Genomic DNA, 26,667 nt, shown 5'->3' on the forward strand with positions numbered 1-26,667 from the left:
TAGATTGTGACGATTATTTTTTGCGGAATGATAACGGTGGTAGGGGATAGAAGAGTAAAGCGTCCGCGCCAGGGATGGCGCGGCTCGAGCTTACAGGGAGGTACTTGCAGCGTCTTTACGATCTATCCCATACCACAGCGTGACGTACGTTATTATCAAGCGCTAATCCACTATTGCTTACTTCCAGCGTAGGCAAGATACCTTTGCGATAGGGATCTCAGGAGACAATATGTTCTATCCCGTTATCAAAAAAGCCCTGTTTCAGCTCGATCCAGAGCGTGCACATGAGCTGACCTTCCAACAATTACGCCGTATTACCAACACGCCTTTTGAATTTCTCGTCCGCCAATCCGTTCCGACTAAACCGGTTACCTGCATGGGGTTATCTTTTAAAAACCCACTCGGTTTAGCGGCGGGATTAGATAAAGACGGCGAATGTATCGATGCGTTAGGCGCAATGGGATTTGGTTTTATTGAAGTGGGAACGGTAACGCCGCGTCCACAATCCGGTAATGACAAACCGAGATTATTCCGCGTAGTGGAAGCGGAAGGATTGATCAACCGGATGGGTTTCAATAATAAAGGCGTGGATTATCTGGTCGAGAATGTAAAGAAAACACGCTTCGGCGGTGTATTAGGGATCAACATCGGCAAGAATAAAGATACGCCGGTTGAGCAAGGTAAAGACGATTATTTGATTTGTATGGATAAGGTTTATCCTCATGCTGGCTATATCGCTATCAACATTTCGTCACCCAATACGCCGGGATTACGTAGCCTGCAATATGGTGAAGCGCTGGACGATCTTTTGCTGGCGATAAAGAACAAGCAGACAGAATTAAAAGAGAAGCATCAGAAATATGTTCCCGTGGCGGTAAAGATCGCGCCGGATCTTTCTGAAGAAGAATTGATCCAAATTGCCGACAGTCTGGTTCGCCATAACATCGACGGTGTCATTGCCACCAATACGACGCTCGACAGAAAACTGATTCAGGGATTAAACCACTGCGGGCAAACCGGAGGATTAAGCGGACGTCCGTTGCAGACAAGCAGCACGGAAATTATCCGCCGTTTGTCACAGGAATTAGCGGGACGTTTGCCGATTATTGGCGTTGGCGGAATTGATTCTTTGGTTGCCGCACGCGAAAAAATGGAGGCTGGCGCATCGCTGGTACAGATATATTCAGGCTTTATTTTCCACGGTCCTCGCCTGATTAAAGATATCGTTACACATATTTAATCCGAAATGCCTTTCATTTTTAGCTGGGGGTTTATTTATCCCCCCAGCTAGTCTATATTTTATCCGTTTGCGTAAATAATCTATCAACCGATGTCTGATCTTCTTACCGCAACGTTTATGACGACGAACGATTATTGCAATGTAAGAAAACACAATCAGTCATTTCTGATATTTCTACTGTGAAGGCGAAGGGTAAATAATATGAAGTTAAAACCTGACGATAACTGGCGCTGGTATTTTGATAGTGAACACGATCGCCTAATGTTGGATTTGGCTAACGGCATGTTATTCCGTTCTCGTTTTCCGTCTAAAATGTTAACGCCGGATGCATTCAATGAATGTGCATTCTGTGTTGACGATGCTGCGCTATTTTTTACCTATAACGATAAATGTCAGAAAGCGGCACTGCATCGTGACCTTCAAGGCGAATTAGTTCTGAATGCGCTGGTCGCAAGCCGATTCTTAAAACCGCTTATGCCAAAAAGCTGGCATTTCATCCAACAGTCGGATGTTGTGGCCTATTCACCGCAGGCGGGTGATGTTGTACAGGTACAGCTCACTGAAACCCATGAAACGGCCTGTTTCCTGGTGGCAGAAGCCGGGGATAAAGCCTGTCTCTGTCTGCTGGCGCAAGAACAGCTGTCATTAAGTGGAAAAACCATGGGGCTGGGCGACGCCATAAAAATCATGCACGACAGGCTAATGCCTGCCGTCGTTCAGAATAGCGCTGAGTGGGAAACCATGCTGGGTGAAGGGACGTCGGCATTTGAGTATGCCAAGGTCGTCTAAACCACCTTGTCATACTTCAAGCTGCATGTGCGTTGGCTTGTCTTCGACTATTGCAGATGAAGGTCACTCTGCGGAATACAGCTACAGCTAAGAATCTCGCCGTTTTCCCTGATGGCACTTTGCTTCAGTGCGGAAACCTCCCCGCTGACTAACGTCAATTTACAACAACCGCACAGTCCTGCCCGACAAGAATAGGGGATGCGAATACCCTGTTGTTCCAACTGCTCCAGTAAAATCTGCTGATTGTTCCCTTGTAACGATTTTCCCTGATAGTGGAGGGTGACGACCTGTTCGCTTTTTTCGGGAACGACAAGGCTTTCGGCCACTTGACCGGAACCATAAGGGCGCGGCGGTTTGGTCGCTAAGACTTCCAGCGTGTCGCCTACGCGAATGATACCTGTATTTCTGGCGACCAGATTTTGTCCAAAATCCACATCGCCGTTCTCGGCAGTACGGAACGATTGCAGCGTTGCTAGCGGTTCTCCTGACGGGTGCTTACGGCCACGTTCGATACTAACGGTGGTGAAAATGCAGCGGCTACAGGGTTTGACGACGTCAAAAATAACCTCGCCAATACGAATGGTCTTCCAACTGTCTTCGGCAAAGGCCTCTGCGCCCGTCACGACCAGATTGGGGCGAAACTGTTCGATTTTGATTCCGGCGGAACAGCGCTGGCGTAGCGCCTGAAATGAGGCATCATTAATTAACAGAAACGGATAGCCATCGGCAAACGCCAGGGGAACGTCTGGATAATGTTTCACTCGCCGCGATGGTTCATTGCCCACCCAGCGAAGCTGTACGGCACGCTGAAAATAGTGGCTTAACCAGACATTGATCGCATCGGGCGCAATAAGTGCCGTGAAATGCGTTCCCCAAACCTCAGTTGGCTGAGGTGTCTCGGTGAAGTCGGCAAAACGAATAGTGGCCGTTTGACCATCCGGCGCGGCAATAAACAGTCCATCGGGTAACAAGGCGGGAGTATATAACACCATCTGCGGATACTGGCGGGCGGTAATAAATGTGCCATCAGGTTCAGTAATCATGAAGGCACGATCGTTCGCCAAACCGCTGACAGACGCCATCGCATGGGACAGTTGCAGCCCCCGCATCGATTTTACCGGATGAATATAAAGCCGCGTTACGCCAATCACTGACCTGTTCCTTGCCAAAGTAAAACGGCAACTTTATGACAAGCGTCTCGGATTAGCTATAATGCGCCTCAATTTCTTTTATGAATCTATTTTTTGGTGATAGTGACGACATGAATGCTTTGTTTGCCAGTACGGCGCGGGGATTGGAAGAATTATTAAAAAGCGAACTCGAATCATTGGGTGCGCAGTCCTGTGCGGTTGTGCAGGGCGGTGTCCATTTTGAGGGTGACAATCGCCTGCTGTACCAGAGCCTGCTGTGGAGCCGTCTGGCATCGCGCATTCTGCTGCCGCTGAATGAATTCAAAGTACACAGCGATCTGGATTTGTATCTGGGCGTGCAGGCGATTGACTGGTCAACGATCTTCAGTATCGATAAAACCTTTGCCGTGCATTTTACTGGTACCAATGAAGATATCCGCAACAGCCAGTACGGCGCGTTAAAAGTCAAAGATGCGATTGTGGATAGCTTCACGCGCAAAACCGGGCAGCGTCCCGATGTGGCGAAACAACAGCCGGATATTCGCGTTAACGTCTTTTTACAGCGTGATATGGCCAGCGTGTCGCTGGATTTAAGTGGTGACGGCTTACATCAGCGTGGCTACCGCGATCTGGCTGGGCTGGCACCGCTGAAAGAGAATCTGGCGGCGGCGATTGTGTTGCGCTCCGGCTGGCAGAGCGGCACGCCGCTGGTCGACCCGATGTGTGGTTCCGGTACGTTGCTGATCGAAGCGGCGATGATCGCGTCCGATCGCGCGCCCGGTTTGCATCGTACGCACTGGGGATTTAACGCCTGGTTAAAGCACGATGCCGAACTGTGGCGCGAGGTGACCGCAGAAGCTCAGGTGCGTGCTCGTCAGGGTTTGCAGGCGACGACGTCACGCTTCTTCGGATCGGATAACGATCGTCGAGTGATTGAGATCGCGAAAGCTAATGCGCGTCGCGCAGGCGTTGCCGAACTGATTTCTTTCGACGTGAGGGATGCCGCACAGCTAAAAAATCCACTGCCGGAAGGCCCGAAAGGTACGGTTGTCAGCAACCCGCCTTACGGTGAGCGTCTGGAAAGTGAGCCCGCACTGATCGCCCTGCATAATATGCTGGGTCGTAAGATGAAAAGCGACTTTGGTGGTTGGCAGCTCTCGTTGTTCAGCGCATCGCCGGAGCTGCTGAGCTGTTTGCAACTGCGTGCTGAGCGCCAATTCAAGGCGAAAAACGGCCCGCTGGACTGCGTACAGAAAAATTATCAACTGGCGGAAACACCGGGTGGGGCTGCTGGGCAAATCGCAGAAGACTTTGCCAACCGTCTACGCAAGAATCTGCGCAAGCTGGAAAAATGGGCGAAGCAACAGGGGATTGAGTGCTATCGCATCTATGATGCTGATCTGCCTGAATATAATGTGGCGGTTGACCGCTACGGCAGTTGGGTTGTCGTACAAGAGTATGCGCCGCCAAAAACCATTGATGCGCAAAAGGCTCGTCAGCGCCTGTTTGATGTGATCAATGCGACGCTGAGCGTACTGGAATTGCCGTCGAACCGTCTGGTGCTGAAAACGCGCGAACGTCAGAAAGGTAAAAACCAGTATGAGAAACTGGCGCAGAAAGGTGATTTCCTGCTGATGGAGGAGTTTGGCGCCAAGCTGTGGGTCAACCTGACCGACTACCTTGATACCGGTCTATTCCTTGACCACCGCATCGCCCGTAAAATGCTGGGTGAGATGAGCCGTGGCAAAGATTTCCTCAACCTGTTTGCCTACACCGGCACGGCGAGTGTGCATGCCGGACTGGGTGGCGCACGTTCGACGACTACCGTCGATATGTCACGCACCTATCTGGAATGGGCTGAGAAAAACCTGCGGGTGAATGGCCTGACTGGCCGTCAGCATCGCTTAATCCAGGCGGATTGTCTGTCATGGTTGCATAATGCCACTGAACAGTTTGATGTGATCTTCATTGACCCGCCGACCTTCTCAAACTCAAAACGGATGGAAGAGTCGTTTGATGTTCAGCGCGATCATCTTGCGTTGATGAAAGATCTCAAACGCCTGTTGCGCCGTGGCGGCACCATCATGTTCTCGAATAATAAACGCGGCTTCCAGATGGATAGTGCTGGCCTGACCGCGCTGGGCCTGAACGCCAAAGAAATTACCGCGCAGACCCAATCGCAGGATTTTGCTCGTAATCGTCAAATTCATAACTGCTGGCTGCTGACGCACGCCGGTGAGGAAAAGTAACCGATGTCTTTAATCAGTGTTTCAGGTGCGTGGCTGTCGTTCAGCGATGCGCCGCTGTTGGATAACACCGAACTCCATATCGAAGAGAATGAACGCCTGTGTCTGGTTGGCCGCAACGGCGCGGGCAAATCGACGCTGCTGAAAATTCTGGCCAAAGAAATCCCGCTGGATGATGGTCGTATCACCTATGAACAGGATCTGATTGTCGCACGCCTGCAACAGGATCCCCCGCGTGATGTTGCCGGTAGCGTCTTTGATTTTGTTGCCGAAGGGGTCGCCGCACAGGCGGATCACCTGAAAAACTATCACGCCATGTTGCGTCTGGTAGAAAGTGACCCGAGCGAAAAGAACCTGAATCAACTGGCTAAGTTGCAGGATATTCTGGAACATCAGGGTCTGTGGCAACTGGAAAGCCGCATTCACGAAGTGCTGGAGCAGCTTGGCCTGTCTGCCGATGCACCGCTGGCGTCACTTTCCGGTGGCTGGCTGCGTAAAGCTGCACTCGGTAGAGCGCTGGTGAGTTCACCGCGTGTGCTGTTGCTGGATGAACCGACCAACCATCTGGATATTGAAACGATTGACTGGCTGGAAACTTTCCTGAAAACGTTCCAGGGCAGCATTATCTTTATCTCCCATGACCGTTCGTTTATTCGCAACATGGCAACGCGCATTGTCGATCTTGACCGCGGTAAGCTAGTTTCCTGGCCGGGTAACTACGATAAATATCTGGAAGGTAAAGAAGAAGCGCTGCGGGTGGAAGATCTGCAAAATGCGGAATTCGATCGCAAACTAGCACAGGAAGAAGTGTGGATCCGTCAGGGCATTAAGGCGCGTCGTACCCGTAACGAAGGCCGCGTGCGGGCGTTGAAGGCTATGCGTCAGGAACGTGCGGAGCGTCGTGAAGTGATGGGCTCGGCGAAAATGCAGGTTGAAGAAGCCGCCCGCTCCGGCAAGATTGTGTTTGAGCTGGAAGATGTGAACTATCATGTTGATCAGGGTTCTCTGGGTGAAAAGAAAGTACTCACGCGCAATTTCTCCGCTCAGGTACAGCGTGGCGACAAGATTGCACTGGTCGGGCCGAATGGCTGCGGTAAAACCACACTGCTAAAATTGATGCTGGGTGGGCTAGAACCAGTCAGCGGCCGTGTGCACTGTGGCACGAAGCTGGAAGTTGCCTATTTCGATCAGCACCGCGCTGAACTCGACCCAGAACGTACGGTGATGGACAATCTGGCAGAAGGCAAACAGGAAGTGATGGTCAACGGCCGCTCACGTCATGTGTTGGGCTATTTGCAAGACTTCCTGTTCCATCCGAAACGCGCCATGACGCCGGTAAAAGCACTGTCGGGTGGGGAGCGTAACCGCCTACTGCTGGCGCGTTTGTTCCTCAAGCCCAGCAATCTGCTGATTCTTGATGAACCGACTAACGATCTGGACGTGGAAACGCTGGAGCTGTTGGAAGAGTTAATTGAGAGCTATCAGGGCACCGTTCTGCTGGTCAGCCACGATCGTCAGTTCGTCGATAACTCGGTTACCGAATGCTGGATCTTTGAAGGCGAGGGCAAGATTTCGCGTTTCGTCGGCGGGTATTACGATGCGCAACAGCAGCGTGCCACGGCAACGCCACTGCGAACGACGGCCGCTCCGACAGTCACCACGACAACGGCAGCAGCGAGCACCGCACCGTCCGCTAAACGCAGCACGGGGAAATTAAGTTATAACCAGCAGCGCGAATTAGAGCAACTGCCGCAGCATCTTGAGCAACTGGAACAGGAAATTGAGTCGCTACAGGCGCAAATGAATGACGCTGGTTTCTTTAACCGCCCACGCGAAGAGACGCAGCAGGTCTTAAGCGCTCTGGCGGAGGCCGAAAGCGCGCTGGAAACCTGTTTTGAACGTTGGGAAGCGCTTGAAGCACAGAAAAACGGCTAATCCATTCCGATTTCTGGCAAGCTTATTTCTCGAACGAGAACGGTGATAATGGGATAGAAGAGTAAAGCTTTTTTACGATCTACCCATTATCACCGCACGATGTACTTTACCTGTTCACTTATGGCATTGATGACGATGCTTTCAGTCAGAAGCTGACGAATTTTGAAGGAGAGGACGCGTGTGTTCCCTACACGATCGGCATGACTGTAATGCTCAACACGAGCATCGCCATGATGACTACATGCTTTGCCCGCAGTGCGACCTGCTGGTGGAGTTACCTGAGCTGTTACACGGCCAGAAGGCGACCTGCCCACGTTGCAAAACCGCACTAACCAGTCGCCAGACGGAACCGCGCAAGCGGCCTGTTGGCTATGCTGTGAGCGCACTGTTCATGCTATTGCTGGCAAACCTCTTCCCCTTCGTTTCTATGCGGGTGGCGGGTATCACCAGCGAAATCACCCTGATACAAATTCCCAAAGTGATGGTGGCCGAAAACTACGCCAGCGTCGCGACGCTGTTTATGCTTTTTGTCCAACTGGTTCCTGCTTTCAGTATGGCGACCCTCATCCTGCTTTGCCTGCACGCCTCGCTGCCGCTGGCATTGAAAAAAAGCATGGGCAAGATACTGTTTCATCTCAAAAGTTGGGGCATGGCGGAGATTTTCCTGGCTGGCGTGCTGGTCAGCTTTGTCAAACTGATGGCCTATGGTGATATCGGCATCGGCACCAGCTTTATACCTTTTGTCCTATTCTGTCTGTTGCAACTTTTGGCTTTCCAAAGCCTCGACCGCCGCTGGCTGTGGAATGACATCGTGCCGCCCCCCGCGCTACCCGCGCCACCGGTTCTGGGACAAAGCGGGCTATCACAAGGGTTGCGTTCATGCGCATGCTGCACCGCCATTCTGCCAGCCAACCAGTTAATCTGTCCGCGTTGCCACTCACGCGGACATGCTCGTAAGAAGCACAGTCTGCAATGGACGCTAGCCCTGCTGATTACCTCCATAATGCTCTATATCCCCTCGAATCTGATGCCGATCATGGTGACTGAAGCCTTCGGCGATCGCATGGGATCGACGATCATGTCGGGCGTCATCCTGTTGTGGGGTATGGGGTCTTACCCTGTTGCGATGGTGATTTTTGTCGCTAGCGTCATGGTGCCATCGCTAAAGATGCTGGCGCTAGGCTGGCTTTGCTGGCAGGCCAATGGCAAAACCAAACAAACGAAAGACAGTGAGCGGATGCATGTCATCTATGAGATGGTTGAGTTTGTTGGACGCTGGTCAATGATTGATGTGTTCGTTATTGCCGTCCTGTCTGCGATGGTACGTATCGGTCGTCTGATGAGTATTTATCCCGCCATTGGGGCGGTATTGTTCGCGGCCGTGGTGATTCTGACCATGTTTGCCGCGATGATGTTTGATCCCCGCTTGTTGTGGGATCGTCGCGATGATGTTCTTCATAAGGAGCCTGCCGTTGGCGAAAGATAACCATGCCATTGCGGATGTAGAAACGATTAAACGCTGGTCGCCGGTCTGGATTGTGCCGATTGTCACGGTACTGATCGGTGCCTGGATACTGTTTTACCATTTCAGCCATCAGGGGCCGCAAATTACGCTGATTACCAGCAACGCCGAAGGTATTGAAGCGGGAAAAACCGCCATCAAAAGTCGTAGCGTAGACGTTGGAGTGGTAGAGAGCGTGGTACTGAGCGACGACCTTCATCAAGTGGAAATCAAAGCGCGCTTGAATGACGGTATGGATAAACTGCTCAAACAGGACTCCGCTTTCTGGGTGGTGAAGCCGCAAATTGGTCGGGAAGGCGTTTCCGGTCTGGGGACACTGTTATCCGGTGCTTACATTGAGCTACAGCCCGGAGCCAGTAAAGATGATAAAAACGAGTTTACCCTGCTGGATGCGCCGCCGCTGGCGTCGCCGGATGCGAAAGGCATCAGGGTGATATTAGACAGTGAGCAGTCTGGGCAGTTGAATGCGGGCGATCCCGTTCTGTTCCGCGGCTATCGGGTGGGCTCGGTGGAAACCAGCGAATTCGATACGAAATCGCGTAAAATGCACTATCAGCTGTTTATCTCAGCGCCGTATGATGGTCTGGTCACCAGTAATGTCCGTTTCTGGAAAGACAGCGGCGTCACCTTTGATATGTCGGCACAGGGCATGCGCGTCGAAATGGGCTCGCTGACGACGCTGTTTAGTGGCGGCGTGAGCTTTGACGTTCCCGCTGGTTGGGAACTGGGTGAGCCAGCTAAAACGATGGCGCAATATCAGCTCTTTGATAACCAGCGTAGCATCCAGGATTCGCTGTATACCGAGTATAAAGAATTCCTGTTGTTCTTCAACGAGTCGATCCGCGGCTTGCAGGCTGGCGCCCCGGTGGAATTCCGAGGCATTCGTTTGGGTACGGTGGCTGAGGCGCCATTCTTCCCACGCAATATGCAACAGGATTTGGGCGATGACTACCGCATACCTGTACTGATTCGTATTGAACCAGAGCGTTTCGCGAAAAGGATAGGCGGGTCATTTGATATAGAGCAGCACTTGAAAGATGCTCCCTCACAGGGGCTACGTGCCTCAATGAAATCGGCCAATCTGTTGACGGGGGCGCTTTACATCGATCTCGATTTCTATCCCAAAGAAAAAACAGATAAAAAGATGCTCGTGATGGATGGTTACCCTATTTTGCCTACTATTGACGGTGGCCTCTCACAGATTCAGCAGAAGCTGATGACGGTGCTGGATAAGGTGAATAACCTGCCGCTGAATCCGATGGTCAATGAAGCCACGAAGACGCTGACGGAAAGCCAGGCAACGTTACGTGAAATGCAAAAAACGCTGGCGACGCTGAACAAGCTGACATCCAGCAAAGCAATGCAGGATCTGCCGGAAGATATGCAAAAAACGTTGCTTGAGTTGAATCGTAGTATGAAAGGCTTCCAGCCCGGTTCACCGGCGTATAATAAGATGGTGGCGGACATGCAGCGGTTGGATCAGGTGCTGCGCGAGCTACAGCCTGTGCTGCGTACCCTGAACGAGAAGAGCAATGCATTGGTGTTTGAGGCCTCGGGTAGTCAGGATCCTCAGCCGAAGAGGGCAAAATGATGATGAAAGCATGGACACTGGTTCTGGCGCTGGCATTGAGTGCGTGCAGCAGCAGTAATACGCAGAAAACGTACTATCAGCTGCCGACAATCGCGGATACCAACACGATGCAGGCTGCGGTGACTCAGGGGTATCCTCTATGGGTTGAACATGTCAGCGTGGCGGATTACCTCGTCAATGCTGGCTTGGTTTATCAGACTAACGATGTGCAGTATGTCATTGCCAGTAACAACCTGTGGGCCAGCCCGTTGGATCAGCAATTACAGCAGGCGTTGGTGACTAATCTAGGGAGTAAACTACCTGGCTGGGTCGTCACCACGCAGCCGCAGGGAAGCGAACAGGCTGTCCTGAACGTGGCTGTCACGGGCTTTCATGGCCGTTATGATGGCAACGTTATCGTTCGTGGCGAATGGATGCTGACCTATCAGGGAAAAGTGATTAAACGTCCCTTTAGCGTAGTGCTGCCACAAACGGAAGATGGCTATGACGCGCTAGTAAGAACACTGGCGCAAGGCTGGCAGCAGGTTTCCCAGTCGATTGCCCAGCAGGCTGGTACGCTGAAATAACGGTTACAGATGGTCGGTATTCTCCGGCCACGGTTTGCCACAATCACCGTTCTAAAAAATCAGGCCTCTAAAGATGTAATGTTGTGATTGCATTACGTTTTTAGAGGTTTTTTATTGTTTTCAACGAGTTAAGGTTCTGCTTTTTGAGTGGGGAAAATTCCTATTTTGGATCACAAATATGACATTGGCGTGAATTTTGCGCCTTGACCTTTGGCGTTAGAATCGGTATTGATAGTCTGTGGTTGCTTATAAAGTAATCATTGTTTTCTTTCCACCAGATAAATAATGAGGGAAATAAGGCATGAAGAGACAGAAACGCGATCGCCTGGAACGGGCTCATTCACGTGGTTATCAAGCCGGTATTGTCGGTAGACCAAAGGAATTTTGTCCTTATCAATCAATTAATGCCCGGTCTTACTGGTTGGGAGGCTGGCGAAAAGCCATGGAGGACAGGGCTGTTACCGCTTAGCGCGCCTTGTCATTAAAGGGAACGCCTCCGCTTCTGTGGAGGCTTTTGTTTTTAGGGGCTAAATACCCTGATTTTGCATCTCTCTCTGTTCAATCGACACAGAGATCAACTGGCGGAATCGATCGGTAAATACATGGCTTTGGATGACGAACCGGGCTTTATTGCTTCAGTAACGTCATTTACGCATTTATTTCGCTTTCGATCATTTTTCCCCAATTCCTTAGTCGTTATTGCTCGATTGTGGTTTTAAATTGAGCGAATAAGGTAATTGTTCATTATTTATTGTTAAAAAATCTATCATTACTACCTGAATGGTATGGCTCAAGGCGTCAATGTAGTGTAATTTTTTCTTCGGAATTTTCTGAAAATCAGTTAGGGATTAGAGAGAATAATATAGTGAAATTACGAACCAGAATTGCACTGCTATGCGGTACGACCTTGTTAGGAATGCTAATTTTATCTGCGGTGGCGCTGAATACACTCTATAACACGATGATGAGTGAACGCACCGGCCAGCTCTCTACGCTGGTTGAACTGGCTCATTCTGCTGCACAGAAGGCGTATGAGCTGGAGAAAAGTGGCCAACTGTCACGCGATGAAGCGGAGAAAGAGGCCAAACAGACGATTAGCCGTTTCCATCAAGGCGATCGCTATTTTTTCGTGCGTGGCTACACCAATGACGTGAACTATGTGCACCCGAATCCTAAGCGTATTGGCATCGTCGATGCGAATGGCGGTAAGGAAGCCGGAGAACGCTATCGCGCGTCACTTCAAGGCCATACGATCGGTACCGTGATTGCAGAAGGGACGCGTCCAGGGCAGCAAAATAAGGTTGAGAAACTTTATGCCGTCATTAAATTCGAGCCTTGGGACTGGACGATTGGCTACGGTGATTACATTGACGATATTCAGCAGACGTTCTGGCACAATGCGCTGATCTTGCTGTCTTTAGGTCTGATTTTGCTGTTAATCATTTCCGCGTTTGCATGGAATATGTTGCGTACGCTGCTGCGCCAGCTTGGCGGAGAGCCGCAATATGCGGTTGATGTCGTACGCGAAATCGCAGAAGGCAATTTACGCGTTGATGTTGAAACGAAACCGGGCGATCAAACCAGTATTCTCTACGCTATCCGCGCGATGCGCGACAACTTGTCACACTTGGTTAATCAGGTTCGCAGCAGCACAAACTCTATTGCCACGGCTTCGACGCAGATCGCCTCGGGCAATGGTGATTTGTCCGCCCGTACCGAGTCGCAGGCCAGCGCATTAGAGCAGACGGCAGCGGCGATGGAACAACTGACCGCAACGGTGAAACAGAATGCGGATAACGCGCGCTACGCGAATGAACTCGCCGTGTCAGCATCGGATGTGGCAGTACGCGGTGGGGATGTCGTCAGCCGGGTTGTCGTAACGATGGATTCCATTAGCTCATCATCGCGCAAAATTGTGGATATCATCGGCGTTATTGACAGTATTGCTTTCCAGACGAACATTCTGGCGTTGAATGCGGCGGTGGAAGCCGCGCGGGCGGGTGAACAGGGGCGTGGTTTCGCTGTGGTCGCGAGTGAAGTGCGCACGTTGGCGCAGCGCTCGGCATCCGCTGCCCGAGAAATTAAAAGTTTGATTGATGATTCTGTTGCTAAGGTGGGTGAAGGCACGGATTTCGTGAAGCAAGCTGGTGATACCATGAGTGAAGTGGTTGAAAGTGTGCATCGTGTCACGTCGATGATGGGCGAAATCAGTGTCGCGAGTGCAGAACAGCGTTCTGGTATTGAGCAGGTTAATCTCGCGATCTCGCAGATGGACCAGAGTACTGAACAGAATGCGGCGTTGGTTGAAGAAGCGCTGGCCGCCGCAAGATCGCTGAGCGAACAGGCACAGGATCTGTCACGCACGGTTGAACAGTTCCGCGTCGATGAATCGGCGGGCAACTATCTGGCGTTGGGATCAAGATAACAGGAACAAAACGGCAGGGTTCAATAATAGAGTGAACCCTGTCAACGCTTCTCATCCGTTCCAACGATATAAAAGAAAACGCCCTTAACTTACGTTAAGGGCGTTTTCTTTTATATGGCGGTGAGGAAGGGATTCGAACCCTTGATACGTTTTCACGTATACACACTTTCCAGGCGTGCTCCTTCAGCCTCTCGGACACCTCACCGGGGTCTCGCTGTATCGCATAGTAGCGGACGGCGCTAATGTAGGGAAATTGCCGAACAGCGTCAACAAACTTCTGCATCCAAGGCGCGCAATTAGCTAAAGTTAACGCAATTTGTTGCTTTGCTCACCGTTTTTCGTTCTTGCTCTCGTACATTCCCCTACCATGAGTCAAATGCTTATGTTTCGTTTGTGTTAACTATTGGTTGTGATTTTGCTCGCTGGCTGCGGAATACCCTTAAAAATGGTATGCTGATTTGCAAACGTTGACTCAGGAGAACCTATGTATCCCGTCGATTTACATATGCACACCGTTGCCAGCACACATGCTTATAGTACTCTGCATGATTACATCGTCGAAGCACAGCAGAAGAATATCCGACTGTTCGCCATTACCGATCATGGCCCGGATATGGCGGATGCGCCGCATTACTGGCACTTTATGAATATGCGCGTATGGCCGCGTCTGGTTGATGGTGTCGGTATCCTACGCGGTATCGAAGCGAATATTAAAAACACCGAAGGCGATATCGACTGTACTGGCCCCATGTTGGATCAGGTGGATGTGATCATCGTGGGCTTTCATGAGCCAGTTTTCCCACCGCAGGATAAAGACACGCATACTACGGCGATGATTGCGACCATGGCTCGTGGCGACGCGCATATCATTAGCCATCCTGGTAACCCGAAATTTCCCGTCGATATCCGCGCCATTGCGGAAGCTGCGGCGAAATACAACGTGGCGCTGGAGCTCAATAACTCCTCTTTTATGCATTCGCGTCAAGGCAGTGAGCCAAACTGTCGTGCAATTGCGGAAGCCGTTCGTGACGCGGGTGGGTTACTTTCTTTAGGTTCTGATTCCCATATTGCCTTTTCTCTGGGAGACTTTACCCACTGTGAACGCATTTTGCAGGAAGTGAATTTCCCGCAGGATCGGATATTAAACGTAAGCCCTCGGCGCGTGTTGGATTTCCTCGAACAGCGTGGAATGCCGGTTATTGCTGAGCTTGCTGATTTGTGACGGTGTCACTTGAAAACATTGTCACTTAAAATAAATAGGACTATGAATGAACGAGTTTTCTCTTGTGTGCCGCCTATTGGGCACGCTGTTTTATCGCCAGCCACAGGATCCTTTGCTGACACCGCTATTCACGCTGATTAAAGACGGGAAACTGGCGCAGCACTGGCCGTTAGAGCAGGATGCATTGTTGGCCCATTTGCAAAAGGGGCTGGATTTACCCGCAATGGCGGCGGATTATCAGGCGCTTTTTGATAGTGAAAATGGTGCGGTTTCACCGCTGCGTTCGTCCTATGAAAGCGACGCTGATGACGCGGAAATTCGTACCTTTTTACAACAACGTGGCATGCCGTTAAATGACGGCACGGTTGGTCATTTTGGTAGCTTGTTGCTTGCTGCGTCATGGTTGGAAGATCAGGCACAAGAAGACGAAACGGCGGCACAGATTACCCTGTTTGATGAGTATCTCTTACCCTGGAGCGATCGTTTCCTTGGTAAGGTGGAAAGCCACGCCACCACCGCATTTTATCGTACGCTGGCGATAGTGTGCCGTGAAGCGCTGGAAGCCATGCGAGATGAACTGGGCGAAAGCGAAGCAGAAGACGATGAGTCGGAAGCGGAAGAATAATACCGTGGTATGAAACCTATTGCGCCGATAGCAGACATGCGTGTGCTATCGGCGAGTTAGCGTTAGTCAGTAAACAGGATAACGATCTGGCCGGGTTTGATTTCGATGCCTTTCGCCATCTTCTTCGCCATCGACTCCGTTGTGCTCTTATCCGCATTCAGCACGTAAGCTGGTTTTTGGTCAAAATAGCTTTTTAGCGATTGATTAAGATACGGGCTTAGCGTTTTCATTACCGTCTGCATTTTTTCCGGCTGTACGGTGTAATCAACCAGTTCCATGTCTTTCAGGTAAATCGCGCCCTGCGTTTTATCAAATACCGGCTGTGCTTTCAGCGTAAGCTTCATGTCGGCAGCCTGATTGCCCAACAGGGACGAAATATCGACCTTGGCGTTACCCGTCAGTGTAACTTTCCCCGGTTCTGCCCGACCAATCTGGCTGGATAGCTCGGTCAACACGATATGGGCATCCACCACGCCAGGCACGCCCAGCTGTTTCTGATAATCATTGTGTTTTTGCAGGTACTCATTTACTTCCTGTTCACTCAGCGTGTATTGCGTGAGTTTATTACAGCCGCTGAGTGTAAAGGCCAGCAGCACTGCCGCTGTTGCCATCCATCCTGATTTTTTCATTATTCTGACCTCGTGATACTATTGACGCGCACACGAATTAACCGGTGGCGTGTGTTCATACGGGCAATCTGCTTGTGCTAGCAATCAACACAATTCCGCAGCGGCAGCGTGCGCCTGATGCATTGGGTAAACAATAGGATAGCACTGAAACAACAGAGAAACGCCGCTTCAGAACGAAGCGGCGGAGTAAAATCGAAGGGTTAGATTGCCAGACTGCTGAGTAGCGTTACCTGAGTCTGTTTTGCCATGTTATCTCGATAATCCGCAACGCGGGAAGGAGGGGTAACACCCGCAACGATGGACAACGAACGGAGTAACGGGAAGAGATCGATATCATCTGTTGATAGCACGCCGTTGCAGGCGTTTGGCTGAACAATTAGCGGATCCAGATCCTGTAAATCATTGTTCAATTTCTTAATCAGCCCCTGTGAATGGCTCAGGTGGTCAGCGAAATTACCTAGCTGGGCTTCCTTCTTATTAACAAAGTATTGCCGAGCGGAAGCGGAGGCAAACTCTTCAAAAGCCGCCTGAGCAAAACGGGGGATAATTAGGCGCGGTGTATACTCGGTGACTTTACGCAACCAGGCGGCGATGGCCGGATTGGTGGAGCCAGTTAGCAGCGGTTTACGGTCGTAGTGATCGATGTAATGAACGATGTCCATGCTTTCTGGCATGTAGCTACCATCGTCTTTTTGTAGAATGGGCACCATTTTCTGGCCGATCAGTCTCTCTGGCGTCGCCGCGTCATCATTCGCCAGTATTTGCAGTTCGACAGGGAGATTTTTAAGACCGAAGATCATGCGCGCTTTGACGCAGTAGGGACAGTGATCGTAAATGTAGAGCTTCATACGTCGTCTCCTAATATCACAAGGTATAGACAAAGGCCGCTGTGCGACCAAGCGTGTAACCCATTATCAAACAAGATCGGTCGAATGTACGAAAAGGCTTACGACGATAACAATTGTTTGAATGTATTAGGAAAGTATAGAAGGGCTTTACCGACGAGATCAAACTCGTCGGTAAAATTCGGACTAATGACCACCCAGCATCGCGGGCTCAATGCGGCGCTGATTGAACTGCCAATACAGTGCGGCTAACGTCAGGAACCCGATGGTGCCTAGCATGAACCACGGTAGTTCGGGTTGATTCAGCGCGTGTCCGGTATCGAATAACCAGCCGCCGCCGCTGTAACCAATCGCGCCACCGAGTGCTAACCCAAGTCGGCTGAAACCCATATAACTCCCTCGGGCTCTGGAATCCGCCAGAGAAGCGCTCAAGGTTTCGCGTGCAGGTTCGGCAATAATTGAACCTATGTAAAACAGGCTGATAAGCAGTAGCAGGGTTTGCAGTTCCGTTGTCATCCCGATCGGGAACATACTGACGGACATAATGAAAAGCCCGGCCATTAGACGTTGTTCCAGCCGGAAGCGCTTCTCGCTCCAGCGGGCGATAGGGTACAGCAGCGTTAACGACAGCGCCGCTTCAATGGCGTACATCCATTTCACCGCAGATGGCGTTCCGGAGATTTCGTTGACCATAATGGGCAACATCAACAGAACCTGCACGGCCAACATGTAGTAGCCCGTTAGCGTTAATACATACATCAGGAAACGGCGGTCGCGAATGACACGCGTCAGACCTTCCAGTATTGGCGTCTTGACCGTCGAGATGCGATAGGCCGGCAGCAGCCAGGCATTGAGTGCAGCGGCAAGCACAAAGATGACCGCGCCCGCCCAGCAGACGATCTCGAAATCATACTGGAGCAGCCAACTGCCGATGAGCGCACCGATAACGGCGCCAGCGCTGTCCTGCATCATTAACAGAGAGTAAAAACGACCGCGCTCTTGCGGACGAACCAGTTTGATAACCAGTGCGGTACGCGGTGGATCGAATAGCGTGCCGCCAAGGCCGGATAGCGCACAAGACAGCCAGAGCAGCCAAGGTTCATCGGCAATCGCCATGAACACAAAACCGGAGGCGCGCAGCAGCATCCCGGTAATAATCATCGGTTTGGCACCAAAACGATCAGCAATAGCCCCGCCGAAAATACCGAGCCCTTGCTGAATAAACTGGCGCAATCCTAATGCGATACCGACTAATAATGCGGCCCAGCCGAGATCGTCGACAAAACGAATGGAAATAAGGGGAAAGACAACGAAGAATCCCAAAACCACCAGCATATTGTCGAGCAATAAAAAATATTTACCCAAGCTCCGAGCTTGCGACATCAGAGGCATGTTTCACCACAACGAAGAAAGGAGGAAAATAACAGACGTGACTATTTTGTACTCTAATTAGACTTTGGTATAGCCCATTGTTGGATAATATTTTTTTATCGATTTAACGTTATGCGAGTAGCATTTCGGTGAGAAAAAATGGCTTTCCTGACTCAACTGCGCAATAACTCGGCGACGGGGATTTTACGTCTCTGAATTTATGTGGTTATAGTAAGGATTATCGGAAATACCGATATTTTCTGCTTATACAAAGCAGTCACTTTTTCAGCGGCGATGAATTTTACTTATCGATAACATGCAGAGACAGGGGGAAAAATGTTTGGCTATCGTTCAACGCCGGCAAGAGTGCAATTGACAACTGACAGGCTGGTGGTGCGTCTGGCCCATGAACGCGATGCCTGGCGTCTGGCCGAATACTATTCTGAAAACCGTGATTTTCTTAAGCCGTGGGAACCGGTAAGAGACGCGAGCCATTGCTATCCATCAGGCTGGCAGGCGCGGCTGAGCGTGATTAATGATATGCACAAGCAGGGCAGCGCCTACTACTTTCTCCTGTTGGATCAGAATGAAAACGAAGTGTACGGCGTGGCGAATTTCAGCAACGTGCTGCGGGGCTCGTTTCACGCCTGCTATCTGGGCTATTCGCTTGGTCAGAAATGGCAGGGGCAGGGGTTGATGTATGAAGCGTTGCAACCGGCAGTACGTTATATGCAGCGTCAGCAGCATATGCATCGCATCATGGCTAACTATATGCCACATAACCAGCGTAGTGGGAATTTACTGGCACGTTTGGGGTTTGAACGTGAAGGCTATGCGAAGAATTATCTGCTCATTGATGGCAAGTGGCAGGACCATGTATTAACCGCGCTGACCAACGCCGAGTGGAAGTCTCCGCGTTAAGGAAAAATGATGAAATACCAATTGGATGCTCGTGAAGCCCGCGTGATTGGTTGCATGCTGGAAAAGCAGATCACCACACCGGATCAATACCCGATGTCGTTAAACGGCATTACCACGGCCTGTAATCAAAAAACTAACCGCGAACCCGTGATGGAACTGAGCGAAAGCGAGGTTCAGCAAACGCTGGATTTACTTGTTAAGAAGCATTTCCTGCGTACGCTCAGCGGATTTGGTAATCGAGTCGTGAAGTATGAACATCGTTTTTGCAATTCTGAATTTGGTGATCTCAAGCTCTCGCCTGCGGAAGTGGCGCTGGTGACGACGCTTTTTCTGCGCGGCCCGCAGACGCCAGGCGAGCTGAGGACGCGTGCGGCGCGATTGTATGAATTTTCAGATGTCGGTGAAGCCGAGTCTACCCTTGAACAATTGCAACAGCGTGAGGATGGGCCGTTTGTCGTCCGGCTGGCGCGTGAAGCAGGGAAACGGGAAAGCCGCTACCAGCATCTTTTCAGCGGTGAGGTCAGTGATGCTGCCGCGCCCGAAGCGGACAGCGCAAGTGACAATTCACCGCTGGTCGAGCGTGTTGAGGCGTTAGAAAAAGAAATGGCTGAACTTAAACGCCAGCTTGCCGCGCTGTTAGCGTAATGAATCTGTATCAGGGAGAAAACGCGCCATGAGACCTCAGTTTACGCCTGTGGAACGTGTTGCAGAACATAGCATTTCAGAAAATAGTATTTCAGAACAGAGCGTCTCCACCCGACGTCCTCGTCTCGGCATCGTTGGGCTGGGCTCTATCGCGCAGAAAGCCTATTTGCCGATTCTCAGTCAGGCCGAGCGCTGGGAACTGGTCGGCGCGTTTTCTCCCGATCGGCAAAAGACGCAGCGAATTTGTCAGCACTACCGGATGACGAGCTTCTCGGCGCTGGATGCGCTTGCTGCGCAGTGCGATGCGGTCTTCGTCCATAGCAGTACTGCCAGCCATTTTTCCGTTGTGAGCCAACTGCTTAATGCCGGTGTCGATGTTTATGTGGATAAACCGCTGGCGGAGACGCTGGAGCAGGCGGAAGCACTGGTCGAGTTGGCAGAGCAACAGCAAAAAATCCTGATGGTTGGTTTTAATCGTCGTTTCGCGCCTTGCTATCAGCAGCTAAAACAGCGGCTGGATCAGCCAGCGTCGTTGCGCATGGATAAACACCGTATTAATGGCGTTGGGCCGCGGGATGTCCGTTTTACTCTGCTCGACGATTATCTGCACGTAGTGGACACCGCACTTTGGCTGGCGGGCGGCGACGCTCAACTGATTGATGGTGTGTTGCATGCGAATGCGGCCGGCCAATTGCTGTATGCCGAGCACCATTTCCAGAGCGGCGGCTGTCAGGTGACGACCAGCATGCACCGCCAGGCTGGAAGCCAGCGGGAGTGGGTTCAGGCCGTCACTCATGGCGGGCTCTATCAGGTGGATGAGATGTGTGAATGGCGTGAAGATCGCGAAGGAATAACGATCCGTCCGGCCGTGCCATCCTGGCAAACCACGCTGGAACAACGCGGATTTGTCGGTGCGGTACAGCATTTCATCACGGCCGTTGAACAACGGAAACCAGCGGAAACATCAGGTAACCAGGCATTACTGTCCCAGCGCATGATTGAAAAATTGCTGGGAAAAAGCTGAAAAGTTCGGCGGTTATGACAATGTTCGGTAGCTATTACACGCGCAATGCGTAGACTAGTCGCACCTCGCAATCAGGATGACCTCAACGGGTTAATAATCAGTCCTGAACCGTTCAGAACATAATCGATGAATTTACTTAAATCACTGGCTGCCGTCAGTTCTATGACCATGCTATCGCGCGTTTTAGGGTTTGTCCGCGATGCGATCGTCGCCCGTATTTTTGGTGCAGGTATGGCGACGGATGCCTTCTTTGTGGCGTTCAAGCTGCCTAACCTGCTGCGACGAATTTTTGCGGAAGGCGCATTTTCACAGGCTTTTGTGCCGATTCTGGCCGAATACAAAAGCCAGCAGGGTGACGAAGCCACGCGAACCTTCCTCGCTTATGTCTCTGGCATGCTGACGTTGATTCTGGCGTTAGTCACCGTGGCGGGGATGGTCGCCGCACCGTGGGTCATCATGGTGACCGCTCCCGGTTTTGCCGCGACGCCAGAGCGCTTTGAGCTCACTTCGGATCTATTAAGAGTCACGTTTCCCTACATCCTGCTGATCTCACTGACCTCCATGGTGGGGTCGGTGCTAAACACTTGGAACCGTTTCTCGGTTCCTGCGTTTGCACCGACATTGCTTAATGTCAGCATGATCGGCTTCTCGCTGTTTGCTGCCCCGTATTTTAATCCACCGGTGATGGCGCTGGCCTGGGCGGTGTTGGTTGGCGGTTTACTGCAACTCGGCTATCAGCTACCGCATCTGAAAAAGATTGGCATGCTGGTATTGCCGCGCCTGAAGTGGCGTGATCCGAGCGTCTGGCGCGTCATGAAGCTGATGGGGCCTGCGGTTCTGGGCGTCTCGGTGAGCCAGATTTCGTTAATCATCAACACCATTTTTGCTTCCTTCCTCAGCGAAGGGGCGGTGTCATGGATGTATTACGCCGACCGTTTGATGGAGTTTCCTTCCGGCGTTCTGGGCGTGGCGTTAGGGACGATCTTACTGCCGTCTCTGGCGAAGAGTTTTGCCAGTGGCAATCATGACGAATACTCCCGCCTGATGGATTGGGGGCTCCGCCTGTGTTTCCTGCTGGCGCTGCCGAGTGCGGTGGCATTAGGGATTTTGGCTAAGCCTTTAACGGTGTCGCTGTTCCAGTACGGCAAATTTAGCGCTTTTGACGCGTTGATGACCCAGCGTGCGCTGATTGCCTACTCAGTTGGGTTGATGGGATTGATTGTCGTCAAAGTGTTAGTGCCTGGTTTTTATTCCCGGCAGGATATCAAGACACCCGTCAAAATAGCGATAGTCACGCTGATCCTGACGCAGGTGATGAACCTGATCTTTATCGGCCCGCTGCAACATGCCGGTCTGGCGTTGTCTATCGGTCTGGCCTCCTGCCTGAATGCCGGACTGCTGTATTGGCAACTGCGTAAGCAGGATATTTTCCAGCCACAGCCGGGTTGGCGGGGTTTTCTGGTTCGCCTGCTGGCTGCCGTTATTGTGATGTCGTTGGTTTTGCTGGGCATGCTGTGGTGGATGCCCGCATGGGATGACGGCAATATGACGATACGTATTCTGCGTCTACTGCTGGTCGTGGTCGCAGGGGCGGGTTCCTATTTTGCCACGCTGGCGCTGTTGGGATTCCGTCCTCGGGATTTCGCCCGCCGTAGCGTGTGACAACGCTGAGTATTACGGAATAAAAAACGTAGGGAACGTTTTTCAATGTTGCACAGCAACGGCCCGTAGGGTGATGGACAAGGAGGTCCGTCATAAAAAAAACGCCATTGGTGGCAGCACCAATGGCGTTTTTGTTGTCACTTGATGGAGAATTACATCTTCTCGACGGTTTCGATGCCCAGCGTATCCAAACCTTGCTTCAACGTTTTCGCAGTCAGCAATGCTAGTCTCAGACGGCTTTGACGTACGTCGTCACTGTCGGCATTGAGAATTGGACAGTGTTCGTAGAAACCGGAGAACAGGCCTGCCAGATCGTACAGGTAGCTACACATCACATGCGGCGTGCCTTCACGGGCGACGGAGGTGATGGTTTCTTCAAATTGCAGCAGACGCGTGGCAAGCGCAAATTCTCGCTCATCGCTCAGCGTAATCGGCTGCGTTAAGCTGTCTTCCTGTATGCCTGCACGCTTGAAAATAGACGCGACGCGCGTATAGGCGTACTGCATATACGGCGCGGTGTTGCCTTCAAACGCCAGCATATTGTCCCAATCGAAAACGTAGTCTGTGGTACGGCTCTTCGACAGGTCGGCGTATTTGATCGCGCCGATAGAAACCACTTTCGCCAGCGCGGTTAATTCATCGCTTTCCATCTGTGGATTTTTCTCTGCGATGAGCTTCAGGGCGCGATCGTAGGCTTCATCCAACAACTCAGACAGTTTGATCGTTCCGCCTGCGCGCGTTTTGAATGGCTTACCGTCTTTGCCCAGCATCATGCCGAACATATGGTGTTCGAGGCTGACAGAATCAGGCACATAGTCGGCTTTGCGCACGATAGTCCAAGCCTGCATCAAATGCTGATGCTGACGAGAATCGATGTAGTAAAGCACGCGATCGGCGTTCAGGGTTTCATAACGGTATTTGGCGCAGGCGATATCCGTTGTGGTGTAGAGGTAGCCGCCATCCTTTTTCTGGATGATAACGCCCATCGGTTCGCCTTCCTTATTTTTATATTCATCAAGGAAAACGACCGTTGCGCCTTCGCTCTCAACTGCCAGACCTTTTGCTTTCAGGTCGGCAACGATGCCCGGCAGCATGTTGTTATACAGGCTTTCACCCATTACATCCTGTTTGGTCAGCGTGACGTTGAGGCGTTCATAGTTGATCTGGTTCTGCGTCATGGTGATATCGACGAGCTTGCGCCACATCTGACGGCAATACTCATCCCCACCTTGCAATTTCACCACGTACGCGCGCGCACGTTCGGCGAAATCGGCATCTTCATCGTAGTGTTTCTTCGCTTCACGATAGAACGCTTCGAGATCGGACAGGTCCATCTCGCTGGCGCTTTCGTTTTGCATTTTTTCAAGGTAGGCAATCAGCATACCGAACTGCGTACCCCAGTCACCGACGTGGTTGGCACGAATCACGTTGTGGCCTAAAAATTCCAGCGTACGGGCTGATGCATCACCAATAATGGTCGAACGCAGATGGCCGACGTGCATTTCCTTAGCGACGTTAGGGGCAGAGTAGTCAATCACAATCGTTTGTGGCTCAACTGGGGTTAACCCCAGTTTTGGTGCATTCAGGGCATTTTCAACCTGGTTCGCAACCCACTGCTTATCAAGAAAAATATTAATAAATCCCGGGCCTGCGATTTCTGTTTTTTCCGCAATGCCCTCCAGCGCCAATAATTGGACGACTTTTTCGGCCAATTGTCGCGGCGGCATGCCCAGTTTTTTGGCTACGGCCATAACGCCATTGGCCTGATAATCACCAAACTGTGCTTTTGCCGACTGACGAATCTGAGCTTCGCTGTCTGCTGGCGCGCCCGCGGCGGTTAACGCCTGGCTGACTTTTTCGGAGAGAAGAGCCTGAATATTCACCGGTTTACCTTAAATAAAAAATTAAGCCTTGCTTATACCATATTTGCCTTTCCTCGTCAGCAGACGGGGCGAGGCAACGGGATGTTCAGAAGAAAAAAACGGGTAAGCGGGAGATAAAGAGAGGAAACGATATGATAAAAATGGATAAGGAGAACACGACAAAAAAGAGAAAGTAGTTTTAAGTAGAATAAAAATAAATCAAATCGCGATCTTAACGTTTTTTTGACCGGCTATTTGAACCAATTTTATGTGAGTCTCTGGTTTTAAAATGACGAAAAATAGCATATGTCGCAACAGCGATAAGTGCGATGAATATAATGAGTAAAACCATGATGATATCTCAGCGTTATTATTTGTTTCCTTAATTTATACGTTTTCTTTTCGGCGTTCAATGGGGTGCGCTTTATTTAAGATTCCTCCCAGAATAGATTGCGATAAGTATCGCAGATTAACACTGGGTAAAAACGTTTCCGTTTATTAATCAAACGGTATCGTTGTCTTTTCTTTGCATTTAATGCGTTTCATGTAATGAAGGTGTAAATGAATGTACATGGAGAAAAATAGAATTTAATTAGGATATGTAATGGGTGTGATATTCTCACCGTGCAAATGGTGATTGATAATGTGAGATGCAGCGAGGAGTTGTACCCGATATGTTACCTGATGATTTGATAACGGATTTAACACGTTTTGAGCAGGAATTACAGGAATTGGCTGCTGTGCTACAGCTGGATTTAGGTGCATTTCATGCTGATCATATTTCGCTGCGCTGTCATCAGAACACGACGGCTGAATCATGGAAGGCGGCGCTGCTAAAGGTTGGCAGTCTGCTATCTGAAAACCAAATCAATGGCCGCACAATCTGCTTGTTTATACTGGATAATGCCATTTCGGTCGGCCCCTGGCAGATTGCCTGTATCGAACTGCCGTGGCCGGGTAAAAAGCATTATCCGCATGAAGGGTGGGAGCATGTGGAACTGGTGCTGCCCGGTGAGGCAGAAACGCTGCATCAGCGTGCGCTGGCCTGCTTGTCTGATGATGCGCTGCGTACGCCGGGAATCAAACTTAAATTCAGTTCTCCGCAAGGCGAAAAAGAGCGAATACCTAATCCGACACTGGCGGTAACCAACGGGAAAGTGACAATAAAATTTCATCCGTTTGATATACGCGATGTTGTCGCAAGCGAAATGTCGACGCTATAAAAATAGTGAAGAGTGCGTTTGTAGATCAATCAGAAAGACAACATTGGCTGAAAGGTAAAATGGCATGTCACGTTATTCAAGCCATTTTCTTTTACAGTGGAACAGATTAATAAAACTGTGGTTTATGTCATGTTTATTTCGGTAATGTATCGCGTTCATTGTGACTCCTGTCTCCTCACGATATGAATGCGAATGCCATAGTTATTACTTTAGTCGACGTGATGATTCGTCGACTTTTCGATCATTAAGAAAAGTGGTCTGGGAGTTTACATGGAGGAGCAGCGATGACGAAACTGGAAGTATGCTGTTATAGCGTTGATTGTGCGGTAACAGCAGCGCAGTCTGGTGCTGACAGAATTGAGCTCTGTGCAGGACAGCGGGAAGGTGGGTTAACGCCATCTTATGGTGTGCTGCGTGGTGCGCGTGAAAAGATCGCGATTCCTGTTCATCCGATTGTGCGCCCGCGAGGGGGCGATTTTTGCTATAGCGCGACGGAGTTTGCTGCCATTAAATATGACATCGAGCAGATTCGTGAGATGGGTTTTCCTGGGGTTGTTGTCGGTGTGCTCAGTGAGGAAGGGCATATTGATTTGCCTAAAATGCGTGAAATCATGGCGGCTGCTCAAGGGATGGCGGTGACTTTTCATCGTGCGTTCGATATGTGCCTGAATCCTTACATTGCACTGGAACAACTTACTGAACTTGGTGTATCGCGCATATTGACCTCTGGACAGCAGCAGACGGCGGAAAATGGGTTACGATTATTACGTGAACTAACACAGGCCAGTCGCGGTCCAATTATTATGGCGGGTTCCGGCGTGCGCTTGACTAACGTGCATAAATTTCAGCAGGCCGGTATCCGGGAGCTACACAGCTCCGCTGGCCAGTGGACCGCTTCACCGATGCGTTATCGCAAAATCGGCGTGTCGATGTGTTCGGATACGGAATTAGATGAGTTTAGCCAGTATTGCGTGGATGGCGATGTGGTGGAAGCAATGAAGCGGGCGGTCAGCCCTGATCATGAAATGCAGTACGTGTCATGACGTAATGAATTTCACGGTGTAGGGATAGATCGACAGCGTTGTTATAAACACCACATCGTCATTCTTCAATTTTGCCGCGCCGCATACCTTAAGGTGTGCATGGCAAGTACCAAGCCCCAGCGTGTTGTTGGGGCTTTTTTTGTCGAGAGCG

The 26,667-nt window shown here is 50.8% G+C and carries 22 protein-coding genes and 1 tRNA gene; 17 read left to right on the forward strand and 6 right to left on the reverse strand.

The annotated features are described in order from the left end of the window. The first annotated feature begins 229 nt into the window (after window positions 1-229). Complete coding sequence (pyrD, locus tag KKH3_RS08295; RefSeq protein ID WP_039358028.1) at window positions 230-1,240, forward strand: quinone-dependent dihydroorotate dehydrogenase; 1,011 nt, start codon at window positions 230-232, stop codon at window positions 1,238-1,240. A 201-nt stretch (window positions 1,241-1,441) separates the two neighbouring features. After that, complete coding sequence (locus KKH3_RS08300) at window positions 1,442-2,029, forward strand: cell division protein ZapC (RefSeq protein ID WP_039358029.1); 588 nt, start codon at window positions 1,442-1,444, stop codon at window positions 2,027-2,029. A 47-nt stretch (window positions 2,030-2,076) separates the two neighbouring features. Here the strand turns inward: KKH3_RS08300 and KKH3_RS08305 are convergent, their stop codons facing one another. Continuing rightward, window positions 2,077-3,180 carry a YcbX family protein gene (locus KKH3_RS08305; protein ID WP_039358031.1) on the reverse strand — a complete coding sequence of 368 codons (1,104 nt, stop codon included), beginning with the start codon at window positions 3,178-3,180 and terminating at the stop codon, window positions 2,077-2,079. 110 nt (window positions 3,181-3,290) lie between these two features. On the opposite strand from KKH3_RS08305, the gene rlmKL reads away from it, so the two are divergent. From rlmKL to KKH3_RS08335, 7 genes are all read left to right on the forward strand, one after another. Continuing rightward, window positions 3,291-5,408, forward strand: a complete 2,118-nt coding sequence (gene rlmKL / locus KKH3_RS08310) for a bifunctional 23S rRNA (guanine(2069)-N(7))-methyltransferase RlmK/23S rRNA (guanine(2445)-N(2))-methyltransferase RlmL (protein WP_039362286.1) — start codon at window positions 3,291-3,293, stop codon at window positions 5,406-5,408. 3 nt (window positions 5,409-5,411) lie between these two features. Then, window positions 5,412-7,340 (forward strand): ABC transporter ATP-binding protein, encoded by a 1,929-nt coding sequence (locus tag KKH3_RS08315; RefSeq protein WP_039358033.1) that lies wholly within the window; start codon window positions 5,412-5,414, stop codon window positions 7,338-7,340. 178 nt (window positions 7,341-7,518) lie between these two features. After that, on the forward strand, window positions 7,519-8,826 hold the full coding sequence (pqiA, locus tag KKH3_RS08320) for a membrane integrity-associated transporter subunit PqiA (protein ID WP_072034517.1): 1,308 nt from the start codon (window positions 7,519-7,521) through the stop codon (window positions 8,824-8,826). Further along, complete coding sequence (gene pqiB / locus KKH3_RS08325) at window positions 8,786-10,453, forward strand: intermembrane transport protein PqiB (RefSeq protein ID WP_412458868.1); 1,668 nt, start codon at window positions 8,786-8,788, stop codon at window positions 10,451-10,453. Before pqiA ends, pqiB begins: the two co-directional genes overlap by 41 nt. Further along, on the forward strand, window positions 10,453-11,019 hold the full coding sequence (gene pqiC, locus KKH3_RS08330; RefSeq protein WP_039362287.1) for a membrane integrity-associated transporter subunit PqiC: 567 nt from the start codon (window positions 10,453-10,455) through the stop codon (window positions 11,017-11,019). The genes pqiB and pqiC overlap by 1 nt, the downstream gene beginning before the upstream one ends. Before the next feature lie 301 nt (window positions 11,020-11,320). After that, on the forward strand, window positions 11,321-11,488 hold the full coding sequence (gene rmf, locus KKH3_RS21675; protein WP_010276992.1) for a ribosome modulation factor: 168 nt from the start codon (window positions 11,321-11,323) through the stop codon (window positions 11,486-11,488). Between the two features lie 396 nt (window positions 11,489-11,884). Continuing rightward, window positions 11,885-13,444: a methyl-accepting chemotaxis protein gene (locus tag KKH3_RS08335; RefSeq protein WP_039358039.1), complete on the forward strand. Its 1,560-nt coding sequence runs from the start codon at window positions 11,885-11,887 to the stop codon at window positions 13,442-13,444. A 115-nt stretch (window positions 13,445-13,559) separates the two neighbouring features. On the opposite strand, the gene KKH3_RS08340 is transcribed toward KKH3_RS08335, so the two are convergent. Further along, a tRNA-Ser gene (locus KKH3_RS08340) sits at window positions 13,560-13,649 on the reverse strand. Window positions 13,650-13,928: 279 nt separating this feature from the next. Between KKH3_RS08340 and KKH3_RS08345 the strand changes: the two genes are divergently transcribed. Continuing rightward, on the forward strand, window positions 13,929-14,666 hold the full coding sequence (locus KKH3_RS08345) for a phosphatase (RefSeq protein ID WP_039358041.1): 738 nt from the start codon (window positions 13,929-13,931) through the stop codon (window positions 14,664-14,666). Between the two features lie 46 nt (window positions 14,667-14,712). After that, on the forward strand, window positions 14,713-15,291 hold the full coding sequence (locus tag KKH3_RS08350) for a TorD/DmsD family molecular chaperone (protein ID WP_039358043.1): 579 nt from the start codon (window positions 14,713-14,715) through the stop codon (window positions 15,289-15,291). A 62-nt stretch (window positions 15,292-15,353) separates the two neighbouring features. Here KKH3_RS08350 and KKH3_RS08355 read toward each other — a convergent pair whose 3' ends face one another. The 3 genes from KKH3_RS08355 to mdtH form a co-directional block, all read right to left on the reverse strand. Then, the gene (locus tag KKH3_RS08355; RefSeq protein WP_039358045.1) at window positions 15,354-15,920 is read right to left on the reverse strand and encodes a lipoprotein; all 567 of its coding nucleotides are present in this window, start codon (window positions 15,918-15,920) and stop codon (window positions 15,354-15,356) included. A gap of 200 nt (window positions 15,921-16,120) precedes the next feature. Next, the gene (grxB, locus tag KKH3_RS08360; RefSeq protein ID WP_039358047.1) at window positions 16,121-16,768 is read right to left on the reverse strand and encodes a glutaredoxin 2; all 648 of its coding nucleotides are present in this window, start codon (window positions 16,766-16,768) and stop codon (window positions 16,121-16,123) included. Window positions 16,769-16,951: 183 nt separating this feature from the next. Continuing rightward, complete coding sequence (gene mdtH, locus KKH3_RS08365) at window positions 16,952-18,157, reverse strand: multidrug efflux MFS transporter MdtH (protein ID WP_039358051.1); 1,206 nt, start codon at window positions 18,155-18,157, stop codon at window positions 16,952-16,954. A gap of 315 nt (window positions 18,158-18,472) precedes the next feature. Between mdtH and rimJ the strand changes: the two genes are divergently transcribed. The 4 genes from rimJ to murJ all read left to right on the forward strand — a co-directional run bounded on the left by rimJ (window position 18,473) and on the right by murJ (window position 22,388). Continuing rightward, window positions 18,473-19,057 (forward strand): ribosomal protein S5-alanine N-acetyltransferase, encoded by a 585-nt coding sequence (gene rimJ, locus KKH3_RS08370; protein WP_010306801.1) that lies wholly within the window; start codon window positions 18,473-18,475, stop codon window positions 19,055-19,057. A 9-nt stretch (window positions 19,058-19,066) separates the two neighbouring features. Continuing rightward, window positions 19,067-19,702: a YceH family protein gene (locus tag KKH3_RS08375; protein ID WP_039358054.1), complete on the forward strand. Its 636-nt coding sequence runs from the start codon at window positions 19,067-19,069 to the stop codon at window positions 19,700-19,702. A gap of 28 nt (window positions 19,703-19,730) precedes the next feature. Next, the gene (locus KKH3_RS08380; protein WP_039358055.1) at window positions 19,731-20,726 is read left to right on the forward strand and encodes a Gfo/Idh/MocA family protein; all 996 of its coding nucleotides are present in this window, start codon (window positions 19,731-19,733) and stop codon (window positions 20,724-20,726) included. A gap of 126 nt (window positions 20,727-20,852) precedes the next feature. Further along, the gene (gene murJ / locus KKH3_RS08385; protein ID WP_039358058.1) at window positions 20,853-22,388 is read left to right on the forward strand and encodes a murein biosynthesis integral membrane protein MurJ; all 1,536 of its coding nucleotides are present in this window, start codon (window positions 20,853-20,855) and stop codon (window positions 22,386-22,388) included. A 152-nt stretch (window positions 22,389-22,540) separates the two neighbouring features. Here murJ and argS read toward each other — a convergent pair whose 3' ends face one another. Continuing rightward, on the reverse strand, window positions 22,541-24,271 hold the full coding sequence (gene argS, locus KKH3_RS08390) for an arginine--tRNA ligase (protein ID WP_039358062.1): 1,731 nt from the start codon (window positions 24,269-24,271) through the stop codon (window positions 22,541-22,543). Window positions 24,272-24,924: 653 nt separating this feature from the next. Here argS and KKH3_RS08395 point away from each other — a divergent pair. Together KKH3_RS08395 and cutC are read left to right on the forward strand one after the other, a co-directional pair. Further along, window positions 24,925-25,473 carry a VOC family protein gene (locus tag KKH3_RS08395; protein ID WP_039358065.1) on the forward strand — a complete coding sequence of 183 codons (549 nt, stop codon included), beginning with the start codon at window positions 24,925-24,927 and terminating at the stop codon, window positions 25,471-25,473. 284 nt (window positions 25,474-25,757) lie between these two features. Next, the gene (gene cutC / locus KKH3_RS08400; RefSeq protein ID WP_039358068.1) at window positions 25,758-26,516 is read left to right on the forward strand and encodes a copper homeostasis protein CutC; all 759 of its coding nucleotides are present in this window, start codon (window positions 25,758-25,760) and stop codon (window positions 26,514-26,516) included. Window positions 26,517-26,667: the final 151 nt, after the last annotated feature.

It is taken from the genome of Pectobacterium actinidiae, assembly GCF_000803315.1.
GTDB lineage: Bacteria > Pseudomonadota > Gammaproteobacteria > Enterobacterales > Enterobacteriaceae > Pectobacterium > Pectobacterium actinidiae.

What these genes read in the sequence shown, in the direction of transcription:
- rmf (WP_010276992.1), top strand. Translation starts at nt 11,321, where the DNA reads ATGAAGAGACAGAAACGCGATCGCCTGGAACGGGCTCATTCACGTGGT.
- pqiC (WP_039362287.1), top strand. Translation starts at nt 10,453, where the DNA reads ATGATGAAAGCATGGACACTGGTTCTGGCGCTGGCATTGAGTGCGTGC.
- grxB (WP_039358047.1), bottom strand. Translation starts at nt 16,768, where the DNA reads ATGAAGCTCTACATTTACGATCACTGTCCCTACTGCGTCAAAGCGCGC.
- murJ (WP_039358058.1), top strand. Translation starts at nt 20,853, where the DNA reads ATGAATTTACTTAAATCACTGGCTGCCGTCAGTTCTATGACCATGCTA.
- KKH3_RS08375 (WP_039358054.1), top strand. Translation starts at nt 19,067, where the DNA reads ATGAAATACCAATTGGATGCTCGTGAAGCCCGCGTGATTGGTTGCATG.
- KKH3_RS08345 (WP_039358041.1), top strand. Translation starts at nt 13,929, where the DNA reads ATGTATCCCGTCGATTTACATATGCACACCGTTGCCAGCACACATGCT.
- KKH3_RS08395 (WP_039358065.1), top strand. Translation starts at nt 24,925, where the DNA reads ATGTTACCTGATGATTTGATAACGGATTTAACACGTTTTGAGCAGGAA.
- cutC (WP_039358068.1), top strand. Translation starts at nt 25,758, where the DNA reads ATGACGAAACTGGAAGTATGCTGTTATAGCGTTGATTGTGCGGTAACA.
- rlmKL (WP_039362286.1), top strand. Translation starts at nt 3,291, where the DNA reads ATGAATGCTTTGTTTGCCAGTACGGCGCGGGGATTGGAAGAATTATTA.
- KKH3_RS08315 (WP_039358033.1), top strand. Translation starts at nt 5,412, where the DNA reads ATGTCTTTAATCAGTGTTTCAGGTGCGTGGCTGTCGTTCAGCGATGCG.
- KKH3_RS08300 (WP_039358029.1), top strand. Translation starts at nt 1,442, where the DNA reads ATGAAGTTAAAACCTGACGATAACTGGCGCTGGTATTTTGATAGTGAA.
- KKH3_RS08380 (WP_039358055.1), top strand. Translation starts at nt 19,731, where the DNA reads ATGAGACCTCAGTTTACGCCTGTGGAACGTGTTGCAGAACATAGCATT.
- pqiB (WP_412458868.1), top strand. Translation starts at nt 8,786, where the DNA reads ATGATGTTCTTCATAAGGAGCCTGCCGTTGGCGAAAGATAACCATGCC.
- pyrD (WP_039358028.1), top strand. Translation starts at nt 230, where the DNA reads ATGTTCTATCCCGTTATCAAAAAAGCCCTGTTTCAGCTCGATCCAGAG.
- KKH3_RS08355 (WP_039358045.1), bottom strand. Translation starts at nt 15,920, where the DNA reads ATGAAAAAATCAGGATGGATGGCAACAGCGGCAGTGCTGCTGGCCTTT.
- mdtH (WP_039358051.1), bottom strand. Translation starts at nt 18,157, where the DNA reads ATGCCTCTGATGTCGCAAGCTCGGAGCTTGGGTAAATATTTTTTATTG.
- KKH3_RS08350 (WP_039358043.1), top strand. Translation starts at nt 14,713, where the DNA reads ATGAACGAGTTTTCTCTTGTGTGCCGCCTATTGGGCACGCTGTTTTAT.
- rimJ (WP_010306801.1), top strand. Translation starts at nt 18,473, where the DNA reads ATGTTTGGCTATCGTTCAACGCCGGCAAGAGTGCAATTGACAACTGAC.